The 2,134-nt window shown below is 35.1% G+C and carries 4 protein-coding genes; all 4 read right to left on the minus strand.

Annotation, left to right across the window (positions count from 1 at the left end):
* Window positions 1–133 precede the first annotated feature (133 nt).
* On the minus strand, window positions 134–529 hold the full coding sequence (locus tag C0430_RS12700; RefSeq protein ID WP_290870818.1) for a VOC family protein: 396 nt from the start codon (window positions 527–529) through the stop codon (window positions 134–136).
* Between the two features lie 40 nt (window positions 530–569).
* Window positions 570–989 carry an AraC family transcriptional regulator gene (locus C0430_RS12705; RefSeq protein ID WP_290870820.1) on the minus strand — a complete coding sequence of 140 codons (420 nt, stop codon included), beginning with the start codon at window positions 987–989 and terminating at the stop codon, window positions 570–572.
* A gap of 2 nt (window positions 990–991) precedes the next feature.
* The gene (locus C0430_RS12710) at window positions 992–1,915 is read right to left on the minus strand and encodes a pentapeptide repeat-containing protein (RefSeq protein ID WP_290870822.1); all 924 of its coding nucleotides are present in this window, start codon (window positions 1,913–1,915) and stop codon (window positions 992–994) included.
* A partial coding sequence (locus tag C0430_RS12715) for a hypothetical protein (protein ID WP_290870824.1) occupies window positions 1,912–2,134 on the minus strand: 223 nt, incomplete at its 5' end. The genes C0430_RS12710 and C0430_RS12715, both read right to left, overlap by 4 nt.

Raw genomic sequence — 2,134 nt, forward strand, 5'->3', positions numbered from 1 at the left:
TTTGCGTAGTGGGGGCATTAGAAGCACTAAACTGTCAACCTTGCACAAAAGTAAATAAAAGGGACTGACGTACAATTAAGCACGTCAGCCCCCATTACGCAAAACCGATGTTAGCGGGTCGTTGTTTTCTTCATCATAGCATTTCTACTATTTGAATATTATTCCCGCAAGTGTCATTGAACACGGCAATTTTCACCGTTCCCATTTCGTTTGGCTTTACGCTGAACTCAACTCCCAAACTTGTAAGTCTATCGTATTCTTGCTGAACATTTTCACAGTTGAATTGAGTGTAAGGAATACCCGCATCAAACAAAGCCTTTTGATAAACCTTTGCAGGTTCAAAATGGTTGGGTGATGGCTCTAATAGAATTTCCGCTCCGTCAGGTTCTTCCTTGCTCACAACAGTAAGCCAACGATTACCTTCACTAAGTGGGATGTCCAATTTTTTTATGAAGCCTAACTTTTCAGTGTAGAACTTCAATGCTTTTTCTTGGTCTTGCACCGGAATGCTAATTACTTTTACTTTCATTTTTTTTTGAATTTTAAGTTTGAGATGCAAAAAACTCAAATCAGCTATTGTTTGACTTTGTGAAAGTTGCTCTTTTTTGAAACTCTGACGGTGTAAGTCCAAATTTGGATTTAAACAAGGTGCTGAAAGAGCTGGGGCTTTCAAAACCTATATCAAAGCAAGTTTCTGTAATGCTTTGTCCACTTGCTAAAAGTTCTTTGGATTTCTCCAATCGTTTGTCAATTAGGTATTGCTTTGGTGTTTGCCCGTAATACCTTTTAAAAAGTCTAAGCAAATGAAATTTAGAAGTAAATCGTATATGCGACAAAAAGTTCAAGTTCAATTCCTTGTCATAATGATTGTTGATATAATGGCGTGTCCCGATTACCGTATCAAGCTGCCCTTGGTTGGGATAACAGATGTTTTTGATTCGCATTACTTCATCAAAGTAATTTGTTATTTGCTGTGCATTCGCATTCATATTTAGTCGTTGGTTTGTTCTTCAATAATAGTGATGCCGTCTATTTTGGCACCGTTACTTTTCAAAAATGCAAATGTAAGTTTATCTACTTTACAGTTTATAAATTCCACTTTATTGAATTTTCGGTTGTGTTTGAAAAAGGAATTTAAAATAGTCGCATTTTGAAACTTTACGTTTTTGAATGAGCAGTTTTCAAAAGAACAATCTTCAATATTTCCGCTAAATACAATTTCTACAAACCCAATATTTTTGAAAGATGTATGTTTTAAAACAGCATTCTCTATCGTGTTTTTTTGAAAATTAGAATTTATAAATTCTGCACCTGATAGATTTGCTTTGTTAAAATTGCAGTTTTTAATTTCGCTTTGCTGAAATTCAGCATCAATCAAACTCGTATTACTAAATGTCGTCTTTAATATTTCAGATGAGTAAACTTTTCCGTTTCTAATGTCCGCTTGCGAAAAATCACAATCCGATATTTCATTGCCTTTAAAAGTCAAGCTCGATAAATCTGAACCAATAAATTTGCAATTTTTAATGTTAGAAGAGCTAAATTTATCTTTCAAATCTTTAAGCCCTGAAAAGTCGGCATCAACCCAATTGCCGTTTGACATATCCCAATTCCAATCAAAACGCTTTTTAGGTTCTGAAGTTAATTGTTCATTGGGTTGTTCTGGTAGGGTTTTGTCGTTCTCTCTTTCATTTGTGATACTTTGAAAGGAGTCTGAAAAATAGTTTAAGTCCAATCCGAATATTTCGGCAAGACGGTTTAGGGTCGTTATGTCAGGCATTGACTCGCCACGTTCCCATTTTCCGACTGCTTGCGGACTAATTGAAATTTTGTTAGCCAATTCGGCTTGTGAAAGATTACTTTTCTTTCTTGCTTCGGCAATCTTGTTGCCAATGATTGTTGAGTTGAGCATCATATTTTTATGTTTTTAAATGATGCTACAAAGTTATTTTGTCTGAATACGGTACGATAAAAATGTCCGCTACTTACAGTTGTAAATTCGCTACATATAGTTGTTTTCTGGCAACCATTGGTTGTTTTAAAGTCAAACTTTCTATGTTGTTCTTTTTTCAAACTCTTTCTCTTGTTTGTTAGTCTGTTTTTGGGTCGTGTCGGTCTTTTTACAATGCCCGCT

The organism is Flavobacterium sp. (genome assembly GCF_013823965.1).
Classification (GTDB): domain Bacteria; phylum Bacteroidota; class Bacteroidia; order Flavobacteriales; family Flavobacteriaceae; genus Flavobacterium.

Excerpts from the sequence above, each read along its gene's own strand:
- C0430_RS12700 (WP_290870818.1), bottom strand. The coding sequence starts at position 529 with ATGAAAGTAAAAGTAATTAGCATTCCGGTGCAAGACCAAGAAAAAGCA.
- C0430_RS12705 (WP_290870820.1), bottom strand. The coding sequence starts at position 989 with ATGAATGCGAATGCACAGCAAATAACAAATTACTTTGATGAAGTAATG.
- C0430_RS12710 (WP_290870822.1), bottom strand. The coding sequence starts at position 1,915 with ATGATGCTCAACTCAACAATCATTGGCAACAAGATTGCCGAAGCAAGA.